Annotated in this window: 19 protein-coding genes; 5 read left to right on the top strand and 14 right to left on the bottom strand. The window is 45.7% G+C overall.

What is annotated here, in order from left to right:
* The first annotated feature begins 332 nt into the window (after positions 1–332).
* Positions 333–1,169, top strand: coding sequence for a cyanoexosortase A (gene crtA, locus QUA27_RS12965; RefSeq protein WP_333068409.1), 837 nt, complete (start codon positions 333–335; stop codon positions 1,167–1,169).
* Between the two features lie 168 nt (positions 1,170–1,337).
* Entirely contained in the window at positions 1,338–1,835 is a 498-nt protein-coding gene (locus QUA27_RS12960) for a 2TM domain-containing protein (protein ID WP_333068408.1), read from the top strand.
* A 252-nt stretch (positions 1,836–2,087) separates the two neighbouring features.
* On the opposite strand, the gene QUA27_RS27630 is transcribed toward QUA27_RS12960, so the two are convergent.
* A complete protein-coding gene (locus QUA27_RS27630) occupies positions 2,088–2,204 on the bottom strand; it encodes a helix-turn-helix domain-containing protein (RefSeq protein ID WP_510175258.1) in 117 nt (38 codons plus the stop codon).
* A gap of 195 nt (positions 2,205–2,399) precedes the next feature.
* Between QUA27_RS27630 and QUA27_RS12955 the strand changes: the two genes are divergently transcribed.
* Complete coding sequence (locus QUA27_RS12955) at positions 2,400–2,795, top strand: hypothetical protein (protein WP_333068407.1); 396 nt, start codon at positions 2,400–2,402, stop codon at positions 2,793–2,795.
* A gap of 257 nt (positions 2,796–3,052) precedes the next feature.
* Here the strand turns inward: QUA27_RS12955 and QUA27_RS12950 are convergent, their stop codons facing one another.
* From QUA27_RS12950 to QUA27_RS12910, 9 genes are all read right to left on the bottom strand, one after another.
* Complete coding sequence (locus QUA27_RS12950) at positions 3,053–4,069, bottom strand: CHAD domain-containing protein (protein ID WP_333068406.1); 1,017 nt, start codon at positions 4,067–4,069, stop codon at positions 3,053–3,055.
* A 400-nt stretch (positions 4,070–4,469) separates the two neighbouring features.
* Complete coding sequence (gene petJ, locus QUA27_RS12945) at positions 4,470–4,808, bottom strand: cytochrome c6 PetJ (protein ID WP_333068405.1); 339 nt, start codon at positions 4,806–4,808, stop codon at positions 4,470–4,472.
* A gap of 125 nt (positions 4,809–4,933) precedes the next feature.
* A complete protein-coding gene (gene psbV2, locus QUA27_RS12940) occupies positions 4,934–5,434 on the bottom strand; it encodes a photosystem II cytochrome PsbV2 (protein ID WP_333068404.1) in 501 nt (166 codons plus the stop codon).
* 154 nt (positions 5,435–5,588) lie between these two features.
* The gene (psbV, locus tag QUA27_RS12935) at positions 5,589–6,077 is read right to left on the bottom strand and encodes a photosystem II cytochrome c-550 (RefSeq protein WP_333035576.1); all 489 of its coding nucleotides are present in this window, start codon (positions 6,075–6,077) and stop codon (positions 5,589–5,591) included.
* 145 nt (positions 6,078–6,222) lie between these two features.
* Entirely contained in the window at positions 6,223–6,414 is a 192-nt protein-coding gene (locus QUA27_RS12930) for a translation initiation factor IF-2 (protein WP_333068403.1), read from the bottom strand.
* Positions 6,415–6,798: 384 nt separating this feature from the next.
* Positions 6,799–7,749, bottom strand: coding sequence for an acetyl-CoA carboxylase, carboxyltransferase subunit beta (gene accD, locus QUA27_RS12925; protein WP_333068402.1), 951 nt, complete (start codon positions 7,747–7,749; stop codon positions 6,799–6,801).
* Positions 7,750–7,878: 129 nt separating this feature from the next.
* The gene (locus QUA27_RS12920) at positions 7,879–8,100 is read right to left on the bottom strand and encodes a hypothetical protein (RefSeq protein WP_333068401.1); all 222 of its coding nucleotides are present in this window, start codon (positions 8,098–8,100) and stop codon (positions 7,879–7,881) included.
* A gap of 61 nt (positions 8,101–8,161) precedes the next feature.
* Positions 8,162–8,992 (bottom strand): prepilin peptidase, encoded by an 831-nt coding sequence (locus QUA27_RS12915; RefSeq protein ID WP_333068400.1) that lies wholly within the window; start codon positions 8,990–8,992, stop codon positions 8,162–8,164.
* Between the two features lie 228 nt (positions 8,993–9,220).
* Entirely contained in the window at positions 9,221–9,481 is a 261-nt protein-coding gene (locus tag QUA27_RS12910; protein ID WP_333068399.1) for a hypothetical protein, read from the bottom strand.
* A gap of 88 nt (positions 9,482–9,569) precedes the next feature.
* Between QUA27_RS12910 and QUA27_RS12905 the strand changes: the two genes are divergently transcribed.
* Entirely contained in the window at positions 9,570–11,147 is a 1,578-nt protein-coding gene (locus QUA27_RS12905; RefSeq protein WP_333068398.1) for an adenylate/guanylate cyclase domain-containing protein, read from the top strand.
* 140 nt (positions 11,148–11,287) lie between these two features.
* Here the strand turns inward: QUA27_RS12905 and QUA27_RS12900 are convergent, their stop codons facing one another.
* The 4 genes from QUA27_RS12900 to QUA27_RS12885 all read right to left on the bottom strand — a co-directional run bounded on the left by QUA27_RS12900 (position 11,288) and on the right by QUA27_RS12885 (position 14,061).
* Positions 11,288–11,797, bottom strand: a complete 510-nt coding sequence (locus tag QUA27_RS12900; RefSeq protein WP_333068397.1) for a GNAT family N-acetyltransferase — start codon at positions 11,795–11,797, stop codon at positions 11,288–11,290.
* A gap of 349 nt (positions 11,798–12,146) precedes the next feature.
* The gene (locus tag QUA27_RS12895; RefSeq protein ID WP_333068396.1) at positions 12,147–13,211 is read right to left on the bottom strand and encodes a tetratricopeptide repeat protein; all 1,065 of its coding nucleotides are present in this window, start codon (positions 13,209–13,211) and stop codon (positions 12,147–12,149) included.
* Between the two features lie 191 nt (positions 13,212–13,402).
* Positions 13,403–13,669 carry a hypothetical protein gene (locus QUA27_RS12890; protein WP_333068395.1) on the bottom strand — a complete coding sequence of 89 codons (267 nt, stop codon included), beginning with the start codon at positions 13,667–13,669 and terminating at the stop codon, positions 13,403–13,405.
* Between the two features lie 98 nt (positions 13,670–13,767).
* Positions 13,768–14,061, bottom strand: coding sequence for a hypothetical protein (locus QUA27_RS12885; protein ID WP_333068394.1), 294 nt, complete (start codon positions 14,059–14,061; stop codon positions 13,768–13,770).
* Positions 14,062–14,322: 261 nt separating this feature from the next.
* Here QUA27_RS12885 and QUA27_RS12880 point away from each other — a divergent pair, with 261 nt between their 5' ends.
* Positions 14,323–15,255: a LysR family transcriptional regulator gene (locus QUA27_RS12880; RefSeq protein ID WP_333068393.1), complete on the top strand. Its 933-nt coding sequence runs from the start codon at positions 14,323–14,325 to the stop codon at positions 15,253–15,255.
* Positions 15,256–15,355: the final 100 nt, after the last annotated feature.

Here is a 15,355-nt window from a genome sequence, read left to right as displayed (position 1 = left end):
CTAATGCTGAGCTATGGGTTGCATCTGAGTTTTACTACCCATCAAATTCCTGAATCTCTACTAACCTCATCTCAAAGATTTACAGCCCTCTTCAAATCCTCCGAGTCCTTTCCGTAGGAGGAGTTCAAGCTAATGAGTTGTTTACATCCCCTACTATTTTTATGATATGATCTAACAATAGTCTGGACTGTTTTTAGTTCCGAGTCGGCAACCCTGGATTTTTCGTTGGTACTTCGACTGCCGCATCGACTGGAAACCTTTATTCTACGGTTGACAATCACAAACTGTCCGAAGTATGGCTCTCATCAATCAACTAATAACTAATATCTAAAATGTTCAAGAGAAAACTTTTTTGGCTCATCATTATCGCCACAGCTTTAGTAACTCTGAATATGACACTTCTGTGGAAACTGGACGATATTGCTCATTTTTGGATGAGTATAGTTTTTTGGTGCGCTGTGGGTTCCCTGCTTTGGGACAACCAGGATATTCTCAAACAGAGTGAGATAAAAAGTGACCTCTTATCGAGAGTAGCAGGGACGCTATTAATAGCTATTATTTTATTTAAAAGTGCTGTGGTTTCCAGTAAATTTGATCCTTTTTTAAGACTTGCACCTTTTTTGTCGGGTTTAGGTTTGAGCCTACTTGCGGTAGGTTTTCATAACTTAAAACTATATTGGCGTGAATTGGTAATACTATTTTTTCATGGCGTCCCCAGTGTCATTACGTTACCTTTAGTGGATTTTATTACCTCGCTTACTGCTAAATTTGCTTATTATTCTTTGTGGTATATCGGTTTTGATGTAACACGGGACGGTAATTATGTGGCTTTACCGACCGGAAGGGTGTTGGTAAATGGGGGTTGTTCGGGTATAGAGGCAATGAATTACTTATTAGGTTTAGCTGTTGTTTGTTTGTTGATGTTCCCTACTAAACAAAATAAGGCTTTAGTCATAGGTGTCGCTGTTATTTTTGGTTTTATTATTAATGTTTTTCGAGTGGCGGGAATGGCATTGTTAGTTGCATCTAATCGCCTAGATTTGTTTAAATATTGGCATGAGGGTGAAGGTTCTTTAGTTGTGGGAATGATTGCCGTGGTTTTGTTTGGGATATTTTATCAATTTATGTTGAAACGAGATAGCAAACTTAGTCAAAGTTCGGGAAATTAATTAGTTTCAATTTGAGGTAGTATATTGGTTTTTAGATTCCACTACCATAGTGAGGAGTCTCGCTCACTCAAATGTCCGGGTGTTGAAATCCCCCAATGTCACTACCTGTCGTTTAAGTACGCCTATATCTATCATAGAAAGTATGTCAGGTATTATAGGAAATCTATTATGGCGACAAATGAAAGTCAAATAAATCACATTTACGGTTCAGAGGATGCTCAGGGTATTTTACAGCTTGCGATCGCGCGGCGACAGGATGAAGGGGAATTATCCAGAGTGCAGCTTTTCGAGATTGCAGCGGAATTGGGCATTTCCGAACAGGATATTCTGGCGGCGGAACAGCAATGGTTAGCCAATAGAGGAGAAGTTCAAGAAAAACAGGTTTTTAACTCTTACCGTCGTCGCAAATTGCAGAAAAATGTGACCAAGTACGGCATTATCAATACTTTTTTAGTTTTATTTAATCTAGCAGCGTCGCACGAGCTTTCTTGGTCGCTGTTCATTTTACTAACGTGGGGCTTGGGATTGTCGCTGAATGCTTGGAATGTTTATCAAACTGAAAGCGAAGATTACGAACAAGCGTTTCAGCGGTGGCGTTTGAAGAAACAAGTCGGAGAATCTATTGGTACTGCGACGAATAAGTTTATGAAGTGGTTGCAGTCGTGATACCCAGTCACTTGTAGGGTGCGCCCGGCCGCGCACCTTACTACTTACATCTCATCTTCCCTGGCGAGAATATATTGACATTATTAATATTGACATATTAAAAAAATCGGCCTATAGAATTATAGAAAAGTGCGACCTTTCTAAGGTGGATCAAAAAATTAATTTATTAACGTTTTCACCTCATACCTCCGAGAATATTTTCCATAATTCCGAGGCAACCTCCCTAACATGACTCTCGCTACGATGTAATTGCTAAGCACTTTTTGGGTATTTCTGACGTGGCCAAGTACATCGCAATATAGCCTCTTGCACGTTATCGAGGTGTTTTCCGGTCTTAGTGAAAACTAGGTTGTCGGCAAATTTTAAAATTTATTCAGATTCCATCAAGTTGGTAGATGTCGGGATTTTAACTCTTGTATCGGACAAATTCCTACACTGCCGACATTTTCCGACTTTTCCCACCTGCGGGAGAGGAAAAATTATGTAAAACGGCAGACGTTTTCCGACCCGCAAAAAGAAACTTTTGACATATAATATTTAGATGAAGATTTCCACTAAACAAGTATGAAACGAATTTTAGGTGGTTTTTTTGTTCTAGGTCTCAGTATTTCTACTCTTGCTTTTAACCTCCCAGTAAATGCCCAAAGCGCTCAAGGCAGTGGAACTACTGGTGAGCCTAGTGGTGATGCTGGTAGCGATATCGGTGTTTTTGAAAATCCAACGGAAGGAAACAATATTCCAGTTGATGCAGCAATAAAAGGTGCTGATGGGCGAAGTCCTAGGGCACGTCAGCAAGGCGCAAATGCTTTTTGCCAGTCAAATGGATATACCCAAGCGTTAGAAGGTTTTCAGTACAAACGTGGAAGTACCATCGGTACTATGCAGTGGGATCCAAAAACTAATAGCTGGGAATTTTGTGCAAACTGTGGAATGTACCTGACGAAAGTAAGGTGTAAGTAACTAAATCGATTATCAAGCTAACGAAGCTACAACTAAGTACCGTCCTTACATAACACTTTGTTGCAAGAAAGCTAGTTTTCTCTTTCCCAGGGGTGAAATAGGAGAAAAGGCAAACGGCGAGCGGCGAGCGCCCAATATTCGTAAAGTGCGATCGCCCTTTATTTTAGGGCATACTCAAAAGCGATCGCCCTTTTCCTTCCCGAGGCGCGATCACTTTTGAAATCCCCGGCTTCTTTTATAATTCGGGGATATGTGTTTTATGGCTGCGAGGCTTCAACCTTAGCAGCATCTTCAACCACAGGATGAATTAAAGCAGATCGCAAACCTTGCCGAATTTCTGAACTCAAATACCGGCGCTGCAAAACCTGCCATTTTTGCCAAGCTGCGTAGCGATTTTCTGCCAACAAACCAGCCAACTTCGGCAACTCTTTTTTCAGATCGCGATCGACAAAATCTGTCAGAAACTCGCCTAAAACTTCACTGTCTTGAATATCGCCCAAACATTCCTGAATAGCTTTCACATCTTCGACATAAACTTCGTACGTCTCGCTGTAAAAATCTCCAAACAGATTCATCAAATAGCGAACTCGCTTAGCTTGCTTCCGCAAATCGTGCAGAATAGTTCCCTCTGCTGCTAACTTCTCTTCGACAGCCTCAGCATTTAAATCATCAACAACTTTAACTTTGCCATCCTCATATTCTGTGCCCAACAGCCAAGCCGGATGCAGGAAAAACTCACTGACTTGAGGTAACAGTAAATCTGGCAAAACCTCAGCAATTGGCAAATGTTCGATCGCCTGAAACTGCGGTTCTTCCAACCAATTCTCGATCGACTGCTTCAGCGATTCGTAGCTTTTGTGCTCTAAAATCGCCCGCACCCCTTTCAAAGCGCGGTGTCGCTGTTTGAGCAAATTCAACAAAGCTTTATCTAAAACTTCCTGTTCGTCAGTCGGCAAATTCTGGTAATAGCGGTTTTGGAGACTTTCGAGCATCACATCCAAATCCCTGAGAGTTCCCAGAATCCGCCCCACCTTACCAATTTTACGTTCAGAAGCCTCTTTTGGCCAATCTAAAACCGGAGCAAAACCAGTCACAGCCGATCGCAAACGTCTCAATCCCACGCGCATTTGATGAAGTTCTTCCGCGTCTTTGTCTTTGATAACTTCAGCCTCGTGCGCTACACTTTTGCGGAAATATTTCTCAATCGCCCCAGATGCAGCGTCTCCGAGAGTTTTAACTTGAGTTTTAACTTTTGCTGATGTTTTTACGTTCATGGCAGGTGTAGATTCCACTTTGCATATCGACTTTAATCTCGATTTCAAAGCTTTGCTAATAAGGGGTTATATCCTAGCACACACTTTTAATTTAGGAAGCGCAGCCACAATAAATCTTAATATAAAATGCTTGACAATTTCTACTAAATCAGCATTTAGCAATCTTCAATCTAAAATCTTCAATCTAAAATCTTCAATCTTCAATCTAAAATCTAAAATAAAATTACCCTCCCTCGCCCTTGAGCTAATAAAAATCGGATTTCTGGCGCGCTTTCCCAAATAGGTTAAGATCGCTGCAAACTGATATTTATTCGCCAAAGGGTGAGAGAGGGTGCGATCGGGAGGACAAGTTTTAAATTAAATCAAACCCCCCCAGGCTGCCCGACTTCCAAGAGGCAGTTTAGCCTTTCCAGTCTTTCTCAGATTGGGAGAGCACGTAGGTTGCTACATCCTCAATTTGTTCGGGCTTCAACTTGGCGCCGAAAGCAGGCATAGCATTTTTGCCCTTAGTTACCTGAGTGGTAATAGCTTCGAGAGAATTCATACCGTACTTCTCAAGAGCTTCCTTTTTCAAGGTTTTCATTGCCATAACCACGTTGCCGCCACCGATGTGACAAGCAGCACAGTTCGAGCTAAAGATTTTAGCTCCGTTAGCGGCATCTCCTGCCAAAGCAGGGCGGCCAAAGCCGACGGTAAAAATTGCGATCGCTAACAGGGCGATCGATAAGAGTCTTTTCAACGCAGTTCTCCTCTAATGGACACGCAAAGGGTGATTCTTTAGATATTTTACCTGTTAAAACAGGCGCGATCGCGCAGTCGTATCGCCTTCTTCCGAGTAATTTACCACTTTTTGGCAGTGGCAGTTCAACTCTCAAAATTCTCCACGCCCCAGCCCGGAGCTTTCTGAGCAGCCCGGATCACAAAAGCCGCTAAATTTTCAATCTCAGCCTGTGGCATCCAGCTTTCCGGCACTTGGCGGCACCAAAAAGTCTCCTCAGTACCGTCATAAGTCATCGGTTCTCTCAGATACGCCACCAGACTATTGATGTTGTTGCGGGGAGGCGTTGCCCCTTTGAGGTCAGCCAAAGACAGAGATATCGTCGGATCGGGCAAATTAGCTCCTCCGACGTGACAATTGAGGCAATTTTGCTCGAACAATACCTTACCCGCAGACAAATCCTGAGCCGAAAACAAGCGAGTATGTCCCTCAGAGTCCAACTCCAGAGCCACAGGTTCGCTGGCTTGTAAATACCTATTCACGTAAGAATCGGCAGCAGCCAAAACAGGTTGAGGAGCCGACAGCACGAGCGGCAAAATAATTAACATCCCCAACAGAAAGCAGACAAAAGCACCACGACGCAGCATGAGGGACTACAACCTTTTGCGATAATCAATGAGCCGGAGGTAAATTTTAGATTTCAGATGTTAGAGCGAAAAACGACCAGCCAGCAATTCTTGCCGAACTTCACCCCTCTCCCAATCCAACATCCAAAATCTAAAATCTAAAATCTAAAATCGATTAGCGAGCGCCTTTGCCACCAGCCCACTGCTTGGAGACAATTTTCGGCTGCAACAGAATGTGACCGGCAATCGCGTACAAATCGTCATCCGAGAGATTTCTCATCTCAGCGAAAATATCCGCGCTCTTCATGCTCGGATGCAGTTCCGAAATTTCCTCAAACCCGTCATAAGTGGTGGGATTTTTCATAAAGTCCACCAGCGACTCAATATTATTCCGGGGCGGGTTGGCCAAAGCCAGAGTTTCCGGGCTCAAATTCACGTTCGGGTCAGTTTTTGTCATGCCCGCAGCGTGACATTGAGCGCAAGCCGAATTAAACAGGCGTTTGCCTTGCTGAACTTGTTTGAGGCTCAGCACTACTGGAGCACCCTTGTCATTCAAAGTCACAGTGCGAAGTTCAGGACTCAGTTCGACAGCCATCGCACTGCTGACAAATAACTGAAAGCTCAAGAATACAGCGGTCAGAGCAATGAAATATCTTTTAAGCATGGTTCTCCTTAAAAAAATCCGGCAAATTATTGAACGCTAAGAGATCATACCTGGCAAACAGATGTGTGTTCAAAATTCCCTGATTCTGCAACAACTGGCGAAAGTTTGTGCAGCTATACCTTTAAAGGTAGAGGAATTTTGCGAGCTAATCTGCAATAAGTTTTGAGTCGCGCCTTTTTTCGAGAGTGGACATAATTGCCTTAACATCCTCCAAAGCCAAACGGGTTTGAGGGTGCTTGTAGGCAATTTCCAACTCATCGCACAAGCGGATCACGTCTTCAACAGGGACGTTGAAGTCCTCTGCTATTTCTGCGATGGACAGGTCTGCAAAACCCATAATTTTTAGGTCGCTGACAGGTCAAAATTGAGTTGACGGCTATTAACTGAAAGCCGGACAATTTTAGAAAGCGCTGTTAGCTTGTTCTGTTAGTTTGTTCTGAGATGTTGTTCGATCTATCGCAAGCTAACTAACCGCTAACTGCGACTAGGCATTTTTGCCCAGCCAAACTTCAGGGCCAATCAACTTCCGATCAATATCATCCCACTGCTGGGTCGTTATTACCAATAGGAAATGCGGGCGCGAGGTTCAAAACCCGGTCTCTGCGTGAACGTCTCGTTACCAAACTAAATATTTTTGGTAGAAGCCTGGTTTTGAGCAATTCCTCAGCAATTTCCCTCAGTGTCCCGCACTCACCAATAGACAATCATCCGGCGCGACAGCTTAGGGAGAAAGTTTGAAAGCGTGAGTTTGCGGGGGCAAAGCGTGGTTGTCGCTGCCATTGAGGGCGGGAAATTCCGAGTCGGCCAAGAAAGGCTGTGGCTGGTGGAGGCTGATGAGCTGACCCAGAGTTTTCTTTAATTGAGTCCGGGGTACAATCAAGTCTACAAAACCGTGGGCGAAGGAGTATTCGGAAGTTTGATAATTTTCCGGCAACTTTTCCCGCAGAGTTTGCTCGATTACCCGGCCGCCCGTAAACGCCACAGTAGCTTTTGGCTCTGCAATTATAATGTCTCCCAGCATGGCAAAACTGGCGGTGACGCCGCCGGTGGTCGGGTGGGTCAGAATCGGGATGTAAAGCAGTCTCGCTTCCCGGTGGCGTTCTAGAGCCCCGGAGATTTTAGCCATTTGCATCAAGCTGAGCATTCCTTCTTGCATTCTTGCACCACCGGAAGCGCAGACAATGATTACGGACAAGCGTTCCCGCGTGGCGTGTTCGATGAGGCGAGTCAGCTTTTCTCCGACTACTGAGCCCATGCTGCCGCCGATGAACTGAAATTCCATGACTCCGAGGGCCACGGGCAAATTTTCTAGTTTGCCGGTGCCTGTTTCTACGGCGTCTAGGTGGCCTGTTTTTTCTTGAAATTCTCGAAGTCGATCGCTATATTTTTTGCGATCGCGAAATTTCAGGGGATCTGTGGCGTGCAGTCCTTCGTTAAGGGGCACCCAGGTATTGGGATCGATCAACTGCTCGATGCGATCGTCACTGTAAACTCTGATATGATGCCCGCATTCCAAGCAAACCATTTGATTTGCTCGCAGGTCTTTGGTATAACTCAGGGCACCGCAAGCTTCGCATTTATTCCAAAGTCCGTCCGCAATTTCTCGTTCCGGCCGTTCTTGGGAGTTCGGTACTGATTTTCGTCGATTTGCAAACCAATCAAATAGAGACATTAAAACTTGGTAATTGGTAATTGGTAATTGGTAATTGGGAATTGGTAATTGGTAATTAGTAATTGTTAGTTGTTAGTTGCTAGTTGTCAATTGCTAGTTGTTCAGTGACTAATGACTAATGACTAATGACTAATCACCAGATTCTGGCTCATCTTCAACTGGACTGATGAGGAGCGATGCTGTTCGCTGGTGTTCTGGAAGAACTTGCAAGGCTGTAGCACTTCCAGCCCCCAAATAAGATGCTATGCCCAAGTCTACAATCCGGGCCGGGATTTGATGAGCAGCCAGGAGCTGCTGCATTAATTCCGCTTCCCAACGAAAGCTAGTAGTTGTAAGTGTAATCCAAGACACGGAACAATTTTACCAATTTTTGAGACAATATTATGTTAGATCGCGCCTGACTACCTGTCGCTCAGAAACTAAAATTCGGGAAAAACAACTGCAAGTAAGTAGATAAGATCGCTTCGCCCCACAGAGCAGTAATTGCTGCACCGAGAGCCAGAAAGGGGCCGAAAGGCATCGGTTGACGCCGATCGAGCAAGCCGAGGGCGATCGCCCCGCCACCGGCAAAAGCCCCCGCTAAACAGGCGATGAATCCCGCTAGCAGCAAGTATTTCCAGCCCAGCCAAGCTCCCATCAAGGCGGCCAATTTGGTATCTCCGGCGCCCATAGCATTCTGGCCCAGGCCGATCGTCCCGGCGAGTCCGATCGCGTCAAACAGCCACAACCCGACAACTGCTCCCGCGATCCCATCGAGTACCAGATACTGTATCGAGTCGATCAAACTAAAAGTCGGCCACCAACCTTTTGCCACCTGGAAAACCAATCCGAGTACCAAACCCGATCGAGTTAAAGAATTAGGCAAAGTCATTGTATCGCAATCAATCAAAGACAAAGCCAACAGCCAGCTAAACAAAGCCCAAAAACCAAGAGTTTGGACTGTTACGCCAAACCGCCAGAAGATGAGCAAAAACAGCAAACCCGTAGCTGATTCCACCAGCGGATAGCGGGCCGAAATCCGACTGCGGCAGTGATTGCAGCGTCCCCGCAGCCACAGCCAACCGAAAACGGGTATATTTTCGTAAGTTCTGAGCTGATTTAAACATTTGGGACAGCGAGAAGGAGGGTGTATCACTGACAAACCCGCAGGCAACCGATAGACTACCACATTTAGAAAACTGCCAATAGCCGATCCGAGAATAAAGACGATCGCCGTGACAAGGCAATTAAAGATAATTTCCATTAATTTGTCTGTTGACTTTTCATTGTTGACTGTGGTTATGTGTCACTTGTTAGTTGTTAGTTTTTTAGAGCGTGTCCGGTCAGTTACCCATCATAAAAGGTGTTAATAGTCAAGAATGCAAGTTTTCATAAAATCCTGAAAACTTAGGTATGCACTAGAAACCTATTTTATTGCGATCGTAGGAGCGGGCATAATATTAGTTATCAAGGATTAATGACCAATTACCAATTAATACATTTGAGATTCAATTTCGTCAAAAGTAACAAAACGTTCACCGGGCAACAAAACGGGCTGTGAAGCAAAAATTACCTGACCTCGATCGCTTCCTTGACTGACAACTACACCGGCCGGACGCTGCATCTGCTCGGAATGCACTTTTAGATACATACCATAGGCGGATCGAGCAGCTCGGATCAAATCGGGAGCTAGCAAACTGTGACTTTCGGAAGTTTCTATCGTGGGTTCTGAGTTTGGTTGGTATGGGTTCACTGGAAACTTATCATAATGGTATTAAGTCGAGCTATTGGTGTGGCCTCTAGAGCGATCGAACTTACCTTATTTTTTAAGAATAGACTAGGTGGAAATTATTAATAGATTAACCTACAATCCTCCCTTAGCTGCGCTTGAACTGCGGCTGCGATCGCTCCTTTCCGCTCAACTGTACGCTGCTGCGTGGGTAGATCCGTCCCCCGCAACGCTAATGGGGGTTTTCGATCACCTGCGAACTCTGCGCTACATCCTCCACGACTACGTGCCCCGACCCGTGTCCGAATCTCCGCCTAACCCGGGCGAGGTGCGCTACCAGTGGCAAACAGGCACCTTGCTGTTCACGGATTTGGCAGGGTTTACCTCGCTGTTAGAAGCGAATGCGAGCCAGGGGCGCAAGGGAGCTGAAAGTCTGCTGGGCGTGATTAACGACTATTTTGCCTCGATGATTGAAATTGTCAGCAAATCGGGCGGGGATTTGCTGGAGTTTACCGGAGATGCCATGCTGGTGCAGTTTCTATCAGGAGTTTACCAAGAGGATACAGCCAGGGCGGTGCGGGCGGGTTTGCGGATGCAGCGGGCGATGGCTGAATTTGCCAATATTGAAACGGCGCGGGGTGTTTTGTCTTTGAGGATGCGCGTGGGCATCCACTGCGGTCGCTATATTAGTGCTGACATTGGTACCCCGCTGCGGATGGCCCACGTACTGCTGGGGCATTCAGTCCAGCAAGCCAAGCAAGCTGAGGGTTCTGGAACTGTGGGGCGGGTGTGTGTGACTGAAACTGCTAGAGAGTCTCTGGGAGATCAATTTCGTTTTGAACCCGCGAAACAGGGTTATTTTTTGGTGGCGGACGATTTTACGGATGATCGACTCGGAGAGTATGATATCACTTTGACTCGGCGGCGGATGCCGAGTTCGGTATTGCTCGATCGCAGCGTTGCGGGCTTGGTAAAAGAAATCGGGGAAGCTGTGAATCGCCTTGAACCCCTTGCTAGTTATATTCCCAACACTATCCTAAGACTGCTGGTTGAAAATGCAGACCGGCGGAAAATCCCGCCGGATTTTCCTGAACCGACAGTGATGTTTGTCAACTTGATTGGTTTACCGGAGTCTGTGGAGAAAGCTTCCCCGGAGGAAGAAGTCAATCTGGTAGTGAGTTATTCTCGGGTGTTTGCGTCGATCGATGCTGTAGTCTCAGCTAAAGGGGGCGTGTTGCAAAAAGTAACGGCGCACTTAGACGGTTCGGATATGCTGATTTATTTTGGCGTGCCCGACGCTCACACGGATGACGCCAGCCGCGCGGCTAGTGCGGCGATTGCGATCCGAGATATCATTGCAGGCTTGCCTCTGGTAATTATCGCGGGTGAAGAAGTAAAAGTAAGCTGTCAAATTGGGCTGTCCCGGGGGCCGGTGTTTGCTGCTGAGGTTGGGGAACCGCGAGGGCGCAGGGAGTTTAATATCCTCGGCGATACGGTGAATACGGCGGCTCGGTTGATGAGCAAGGCGGGGGAAAACCAAATTTTGATTGCTGAAAGGGTGTATGAGTCGATCGAGCTAAACTTTATTTGCGAGGCTTTGGGATCTGTTGTTCTGAAGGGGAAATCTGCTCCAACTCCGATCTTTGCTTTGCAAGGTGCAAAAGGGGAGAAAGGAAAAGGGGGCGTTTAAATAACTTTTCTGGGCAATAGTTGTGCAAGTTTTATCCTTCACAAAGACAAGTACAGCACAACAGCTTTCCACTCTGGCTCCTCAATATCAATTGTGTAATGTTCGTGGTACGATACATCATCAGAAAAACTGTCGCTTCGTCACTCGCATAGACTAAACTCCGATCGGTACTTCACCGTGCCGCTGCAATCCTGCAAAGCTCCACTTTCTAACTCCAATACCATAAAAGCCTCATCGGGCACATCGTATTCACATTTTAAGCTCTTTCTACTAGCAGGAATGAATCCAAAACGCGAATAGAAATCTGGATGACCGAGCACAACCACTGCCTGAAATCCCGATCGGCCGCACTCTTTTAAACCTTCCCGAATCAGCAGCGTTCCTATACCTTGCCGCTGATAGTCGGGAAGAACTGCGACTGGTGCCAACCCCAGAATAGACAAATTGCTAGAACATTTTCCTTCGACGACAACCGGACTGAAGAACATGTGTCCGACAACGCGATCGGATTGTACCGCAACAAAGGAAAATGTAGATGCAATTCCCCGCAATCGATCGACTAAGTTAGCCTCATTTTCTCGCCCGAATGCCTCAATATTAATGTTGCGAACAGCTTCTACATCTTCTGGATTTTCTGTACGGATATCCATAGCTTAGATTAATGATTTTTTGCCCCTCTGGCAGACGAATTAGTACAGAAACTCTTTCTATCTTTCGCGCCCGATATTAATCAAATTATAGCGCCCCTGAAGCCTTTTTCCTCTTTTTTAGTTATATATTTTTGGCAACAAATTACACAACGACTGGCAGATGATTGCCAAATCGTCGGCAAAGTCGATCGCTTCCAATAGACAAGATTGCATTCAATTGCTTTCACTTGCTTCAATTATCTGCGTTTATCTGTGTTTCTCTGCTTTAAATCGGCGGTTGCTCTATCGACGAAGACTTATGCAATGCAAGTCTAATCTTCATCCGATACCCCGAACCGCTTAACTGTCATTATTGCGGTACAAGCTGACCGGAAGACAATCGCTTAATGCCCTCCATCGCTTTAGTTTCTCCGGCTTTATCACCGCCCTCGCGGGCAATTTTTAAAGCTCCCTCGTAGGATTCTAAAGCTTGAGGATATTGACCGAGACTTTCATGAATTGCGCCCATATTGTTGAGCAAGCGTCCGATACTTGTCTTGTCACCAATTGCTTCTAACATCGGTATTGCTTGCTGAAAATAGATCAGCGCTTGAGTATCTTTGCCGAGTTTGCGAGAGGTAAGTGCCATGTTGTTGAGGAGGCGGCCGACGCCAGCCCTGTCTCCGATTTCCCGGCGAATTGCTAAAGCTTGGTGATAAAATTCCATCGCTCTATTAAAGTCGCCGATGTTGTAGTAGACGCCACCCATGTTATTGAGGGTACGGCCTAAATCGCGCCGATCGCCGGAGGTCGTGCGAATCGTCCGCGCTTGCTGGTAAAATTCGATCGCCTTGGCGTAATCTGCCTGTTCTGCGTACACGGCCGCGATGTTGTGGAGGGATTCTCCAATTTCAATTTTGTCGTCAGTAGTTTTGGCAAGTTCCAAAGCTTCTTGGTGCAGTTTCATCGCTTCGGAAAAATTGTCCCCAATCCGGTTAACGAAACCGATGAGATTGAGAGTACGCGCGATACGACGCCCTCCGCTGATTTCTCGGTGAATGACTAAAGCTTGCTGCAGAACTTCCAAAGCTTTGGGCCTCAAACCCATTTCGCCATAAACTTCCCCCATATTATTGAGGGTTTCTCCGATTCCGGCTTGGTCGCCGAGTTGCTTGCGGATTGCCAAAACTTGCTCAAAAGTCTCGATTGCTTCTCGAAACAAACCCTCGCGGTGCTGTTTTACTCCTGTTTCAAAAAGTTCGTCTGCTTGCGTTTTGGGGTCCGTTGCCTGGGCGCTATCGCGAGCGTTGGCCCGCTTCGCATTTATACTTGGGGCATAAGCCCCAGCGTCTGAAATTGCCAGCAAGCTGAGTGCGGGTGATAAGACAAGACTTATAGCTGCGATATAGCTAAAGTGGTAAGAGCGGCTGTTCACCGATCGAGTCCTCCAAGAGCCAAGTTATACCTATTAAGATAGAGCTCTTTGGGGTGTTCCTGCCGATTTTTTTTTCAGCCGCTAGGTTCCTATACCAATTTCAAAAAAGAATGCAACTGTATGCCCGCGCTTCAAACCCATACACAATCAGTCATTCCCAATTCTTCAATCCCAAATCTCAAATCTCAAATCTAACATCGCATGGCTTGGTTTTTGTCTTGCCAGACTGCCAGAATCAGTGGCATATTGTTGAGAGCGGATATGATAGCAAAGTTTTTGCTAGGTGGAAGCGATGCTTTTTCAGAGCTTTGCAAGATGATGTCCTGTTGGTCAAGTGTGATCCAAGCAATTCCTGACAAAACTTGAATTTCTCGATGAGTTTGAGGCAATCTGTATACCTCGTTTTCCATCAGAATAATGCGATCGGGCGCTGCACATTTGGAAGATAGTTGAAGCATAGCATCTCCTACTTGGTAATTGGTAATTGGTAATTGCTAATGGGTAATTGCTAATGGAGGACTGTATTTCACTGCATTTCCACTCAACCCACACACTACTATTGGCAATAACGCCGATCTATCCAAGCGCGCATTTCATCCTCCGTGGCAACGCAGGTAGAACGACCAGTTGCCCGATTGCAACCGTGCCACCAAGTGTTACCATAGCGATCGCACGTCTGCCAAATCCTCAGTTCGTCCTCACTAGAAATGAGGTAGAGCAAAAACTGACCAACTTGATTTATAGCTGAAAATAGAGATTGCCCTTTTTGTTTTTCGGATATTTGAGCTCTATGGGCAGTCGAAAAAGAGCTCTTTATTCGGGGGTCTATCAGACTTTTGTAAGTAGACATAGCCAACACCTTAAAGTGATAATTATTACAAAAATTGCACCCATAAAATTACTCAAAATAGCCTTTAACTGCAATAATTTCATTGCAATTACAGCCTAATATTGTTGTCGTGCAAGTCCTGTAAAAGTCTATCTGTTACCTGATAAATTAACCTTAACTCTGCGGCAATTGACAATCAAAGCATTGCTTGCATAGGTTGTATGAATAAAATCGATATATCGAAGCCCTTGTGACAATTTGGGTACTACTGGCACAAACGCTATGAACGAAATCAATACGCGGCGGATGAAACTCTCTCAGATTCAAGCTTTGATAGCTGTAGCAGACTGTGAAAACTTTAGCGAGGCGGCTTTGCAATTGGAACTGTCCCAATCCGCCGTCAGCCACGCCATCGCCTCTTTAGAAACAGAATTGGGAGTGCAATTGTTCCACCGGGGGCGACACGGTGCTCAACTGACGCCAGTGGGGGAAAGGGTAGTGAGTCACGGGCGTCAAATAGCCTGCGCCTTAGAAATGATGGTCAAAGAAGCGGATTTAGAAAAAGGTTTGCAGGGAGGCCAGGTACGGATAGTTACTTTTCGGAGCGTTGCAACTCATATCCTACCGGGTATTATTGCTAAATTTCGCAGTTGCTTTCCCAAAATTGCCGTCACCATTACCGAAGTTTATTATACCCAAGCTGTGGAAGAAGCTTTGCGATCGGGCAAAGCAGACATCGGCTTTGTCTCTCTTCCCATTTCCGATGAATTTGAAACTAGAGAAATTTTGCGGGATAAATATGTTGTGTTGCTGCCGCCAACTGCCAAATTTTCAAGTGATAAGATTACCTGGGAAGAATTAGCAGCTTATCCGTTGATTTTGCAGCCGGCGGAAAATCCTTGTTCGATACCGCTGCGAAAATATTTGACAACTTCGGGATTTCCCTTAAATATCGCTTACGAACTCAGCGAAGATTCAACTATTGTCAGTATGGTGATGCAAGGTTTGGGTACAGCAATTCTTCCGCGTTTGGCTGCGGAACCGATACCTGCTTCGGTGAAAGTTTGCAGTTTGCCTGCGGATTTTGAAAGGGTAATTGGGGTGTCTGTTTTGAGGGATGGGTTGTTGATTCCGGCCGTGTTTGCGTTCTTGGATTTAGTTAAAAGTGCCCCAGAGGTTGATAGTGAGGGCGAGTTTCCGATTAATCCTTCATGAGAAACCTCAGCCAGTTGTTATTGGTTATTGGTTAGATTGGGATTGTGTTACCGCAGATATCAACAGATGAATACAGATGAACGCGGATGAGATTGTATCT

It is taken from the genome of Microcoleus harperi Pol14_C6, assembly GCF_036701295.1.
Lineage (GTDB): Bacteria > Cyanobacteriota > Cyanobacteriia > Cyanobacteriales > Microcoleaceae > Microcoleus.
This window is presented reverse-complemented; position numbering and strand designations above follow the sequence as displayed.